Below are 3,969 nucleotides of genomic sequence, written 5' to 3' on the forward strand. Positions count from 1 at the left end.
TGTCCTATTCCTTAGCCTAACAGAATTGCGGCAAATAAGACAGATGGCAGGAGCGTTTGTAACAAAAATGTAACTTTTTAAAAACCGACAGACAAAAAAGAAGCTGGATTTTTTCCAGCCTCTTTCTCTTGATTTTTACATTGAAAGGTCCGAGCCGTGATTTGCAATGACCTTCTTGTACCAGTAGAACGAATCCTTCGGAATGCGCTTCAGGGACCCGTTTCCGCGGTCATCGCGGTCAACGTAGACGAAGCCGTAACGCTTCTTCATTTCACCCGTTCCGTTGGAGACGAGGTCGATGCATCCCCACATCGTGTAGCCCATCAGGTCAACGCCGTCGATGTTGACGGCATCATCCATTGACTGAATGTTTGCCTGCAGGTACTTGATGCGGTAGTCATCATGAATCTTGCCGTCTTCTGCGATCTGATCGCTCCAGCCGATGCCGTTTTCAACGATCCAGAGCGGCTTGTGATATCTGTCCCAGAGGGTGTTGAGCGCAATGCGGAGACACTGCGGATCAGTTGCCCAGCCCCAGGCATTTGTTTCAAGGTACGGATTCCTGACACCGTCCATTCCCAGGTTGCCGCTTGCCTTTGCTTCCGTTTCATGTGTTGTGACAACACCGGAGCCATAGCATGAGAAGCTCAGGAAGTCTGCCGAATAGTCCCTGATCAGTTCATAGTCTTCAGGCTCATCATCAAGCCTGATGCCTTCCCGTTCATATTTCTTCCACTGATAGTCCGGGTAACGGCCGCCTGTCTGGACATCCGTGTAGAACAGCATCTGCTGGTCATGTTCGAGCACGAGAATCTGGTCGGCAGGATCGCACGTATATGCATACGCAGGTTGATAGGCCAGCATCTGACCGACCATCATCTCAGGATCGATTTCATGTGCCGCCCTGACTGCCTTGGCACTTGCAACGAACTGATTGTGAGCACCCTGGGCGCGGTTCTGCGCATTGTCATCCAGAAGGCCGCCGCCCATGTATGGACACATTTCCATGGCATTGATTTCATTGAACGTCAGCCAGTACTTGACCTTGCCCTTGTAATATTTGAAGACGGTCTTCGCATAGTTTTCGAAGATGTCAATCATCCTGCGGTCATGCCAGCCGCGGAAACGAATCATCAGACTCAGTGGTGTTTCGTAGTGTGAAAGTGTCACGAGCGGTTCCATGCCGTACTTACGGCAGAGATCAAAGACCTTGTCGTAAAATGCAAGACCTTCCTCGTTCGGTTCTGCATCGTCGCCGTTCGGGAAGATGCGCGACCAGTTGAGCGAGAGCCTGAAGCACTTGAATCCCATCTCGGCCATCAGTTTGAGGTCTTCTTCATAATGATGGTAGAAGTCCGTTGCCGTATGGCTCGGATAGTAGAATCCGTCAAGAACGGCCGGCTCGGCATCAGCCGGGAAGTCGAAGTAATCTCCGCCCCAGGAAGTTGCGGACTTGCCTGTCGTGCCGTCAGCCTTCTTCCATGTGACATAGCGCGGTTCCGTCGCCGATCCGTTTGTCACGACGTCAATGGCGTTCAAGCCCTTGCCGCCTTCATCAAATCCACCTTCATACTGGTTGGCAGCCGTTGCGCCGCCCCACAGGAAATCTTCTTTAAAAGCCATTTATTATCCCTCTTTCTTTCTCGTTAGTTTTCCATATGTACAGGATCAATCACGTCCGCCAGGGCGAACCGTTGTGATTCAGTGTCAAAGTCATATTTGAAAATTCCGCAGTTAGGCATGCGATGTTTCCCTAAAACCGGTTCCGGATCCTGCCATGCAGACAGAAAGCTGGCGCAGGCACCGGCATGAGAAACTGCCAGAACCGTGTTGTTTCCATCCTTGTTCATAACCTCAAGCAGGGTCCTTACGACGCGCTCTCTGACCTCATTTTCATCTTCTCCGCCAAATTGCTTGTAATATCCTGCATGACGCTGTTCTCTTGAAGGATGAAGGTATTCGTGCTCTCCTTCAAACGTTCCGAAGCCAACTTCTCTGATGCCCTTGAGCCTTGTATAAGGCAGCGAGGTAATCAGTTCGAGCGTGTCGCTTGCCCGCTCGGAAGTTGAACAGCATGCAGCATCAAACCTGATGCCTTCCCGTTCATAATAAGCAGCTGCCGCCCTGGCCTGTTTGATGCCATTTGGCGTCAGCGGCGAATCGCACCAGCCCTGAATCTTTCCCTGGACGTTGAACAGCGTTTCACCATGTCGCATTAAATATAACGTTTTCTTCATTTTGCTCACCCAATATATATACAAATATCTTTATTGACTTTACATTTCACATTATAGCGCTTTCTTTCAAAGAAAGTCAACTACTTTCTTATAGCATAAAAAAAATAATTATATCGGTTTGAATATCAAAAATAAACTTTCACAAAAAGAAGAGGCTGATCAGAATCAGCCCCTTCCTGCTTAGTTTTTGAGTTCTGCGACTCTTTCGTAAACGTCAACCAGGTCCTTGGCAAGGTCAAGGAAAGTAATTGCATTCATTAAATGATCCTGCGAATGAACTGTCAGAAGTGTGACATTCACATGATTTCCCTGTGCCTCCTGTGTCAGCATCCCGGTCTGGGTATTGTGTGCTTCGACAAGGGCCTGATCGGCATCCTTCAATTTAGCCCTGGCACCTTCAAAGTCGCCGTTTTTAGCGCATGTAATCGCTTCAACAGCAAAGGCCTTGGCGTTACCGGCGTTGATGATCAGCCCCATCGTAATCTGCATTTGTTCTTCTTCAGTGATCTTGTTTTCTTCAGCCATCTGTCGAACCGTCCTTATTTCATCAAGTCAATTGCCTGCTGGAGCACCTTAGGGCCGTTCATCATGCCGTATGCCGTCATATCGATTACGGCCAGCGGAATGTTCGTCCCTTCAAGCTTGTTCTTGAAATCAGCTTCCAGGTAGCGAACTTGCGGTCCGAGCAACACGACGTCAATCTTCTTCGTAGCAAGCTGCTGGTCAGCGTCAGAAGCAGCCGTTGCAAAAATTTCGTAGTCAAGACCTTGTTCCTTTGCGGATGCCTGCATCTTTGACACCAAAAGACTCGTGCTCATCCCTGCAGCGCAGCATAACATGATTGTTTTTTCAGCCATAATAATTACCTCCAGAATCCACCATTTAATGGTCGCGGTAACATTGTTGATTTCATTGGTGTTAACCGCTTTCTTTTTACATTATCATTTATAACATATTGGTACAGATTTGACAAGTACCTTTTTTGCTTGATTGATAACTTTTTTATTGATATATAAAGTAACTTTATAAAATACAGTTTTAAATATACAAAAAGTGCTCTGAATCGCCAAAGCTGTCCAGAGCACTGTATTTTATATTGTAATTTTAGAAGGCACCGCCGCCGGAGTCTCCTCCGGCACCACCGGAATCCCCGGAAGAAAAGCCGCCGGAATCTCCACTTGAGCTGGAAGAGCTGCTGACATGGAAATTAGATGATGCACGGGAAAGAGTTCCGGAGAAACTGTCAGGTTCAAAGCTGCCGTAATCTTCGCTGTCATCGACAAATGCACGGTTTCCCCTGAAGGCCTCATTGACCGCTTCCTTCCCGTAAGTCGCCTTCAACTCCCTGATAACGCGCCTGGCAACACCGAATGCGACCGCATACGGCAGGATTTTCTCCCACAGGACGATGTCCCCAACCTCGCGCAAGTCAAACCGTCCGATGTCCTTCAGCATCTTCTTGAAACATCTTACCTGGTAGCGTTGCTCCTGTCCTTTTTGATTGTACTTGTCGTGAGTCATTCTGTAGTAGAGGATGCAGATTGAAGACAGTGCCAGTTCAGCCAGCAGAATGAGCTGCCATCCGGCAAACAGTCCCTTAAGAAACAAAAAGACCAGCACTGCGATAACAGCATAGACGTTATACTTGAAATAAGTTTTCAGACGTTCATACCACAGGGCGTTCTTCATTGACTTATAGTCGGTGTTCACTCTGGTTTCAGTATGGGAACAC

At 48.1% G+C, this 3,969-nt stretch carries 5 protein-coding genes; all 5 read right to left on the bottom strand.

What is annotated here, in order from left to right; genetic code table 11:
- Positions 1-135: 135 nt before the first annotated feature.
- Entirely contained in the window at positions 136-1,623 is a 1,488-nt protein-coding gene (locus V7Z60_RS09055) for a glycoside hydrolase family 1 protein (protein WP_334117502.1), read from the bottom strand.
- 23 nt (positions 1,624-1,646) lie between these two features.
- Positions 1,647-2,237, bottom strand: coding sequence for a histidine phosphatase family protein (locus V7Z60_RS09060; RefSeq protein ID WP_334117503.1), 591 nt, complete (start codon positions 2,235-2,237; stop codon positions 1,647-1,649).
- A gap of 180 nt (positions 2,238-2,417) precedes the next feature.
- The gene (locus tag V7Z60_RS09065; RefSeq protein WP_334117504.1) at positions 2,418-2,762 is read right to left on the bottom strand and encodes a PTS lactose/cellobiose transporter subunit IIA; all 345 of its coding nucleotides are present in this window, start codon (positions 2,760-2,762) and stop codon (positions 2,418-2,420) included.
- Positions 2,763-2,776: 14 nt separating this feature from the next.
- Entirely contained in the window at positions 2,777-3,094 is a 318-nt protein-coding gene (locus V7Z60_RS09070) for a PTS sugar transporter subunit IIB (protein ID WP_014074310.1), read from the bottom strand.
- A gap of 247 nt (positions 3,095-3,341) precedes the next feature.
- Positions 3,342-3,969: DUF2207 family protein (locus tag V7Z60_RS09075; protein WP_442918913.1), on the bottom strand; the 628-nt coding region annotated here is incomplete at its 5' end.

It is taken from the genome of Ligilactobacillus sp., assembly GCF_036846325.1.
Taxonomy (GTDB): domain Bacteria; phylum Bacillota; class Bacilli; order Lactobacillales; family Lactobacillaceae; genus Ligilactobacillus.

Bases quoted from the DNA above. Each gene is read 5' to 3' on its own strand.
- V7Z60_RS09065 (WP_334117504.1), bottom strand. From the start codon at position 2,762: ATGGCTGAAGAAAACAAGATCACTGAAGAAGAACAAATGCAGATTACG.
- V7Z60_RS09055 (WP_334117502.1), bottom strand. From the start codon at position 1,623: ATGGCTTTTAAAGAAGATTTCCTGTGGGGCGGCGCAACGGCTGCCAAC.
- V7Z60_RS09060 (WP_334117503.1), bottom strand. From the start codon at position 2,237: ATGAAGAAAACGTTATATTTAATGCGACATGGTGAAACGCTGTTCAAC.
- V7Z60_RS09070 (WP_014074310.1), bottom strand. From the start codon at position 3,094: ATGGCTGAAAAAACAATCATGTTATGCTGCGCTGCAGGGATGAGCACG.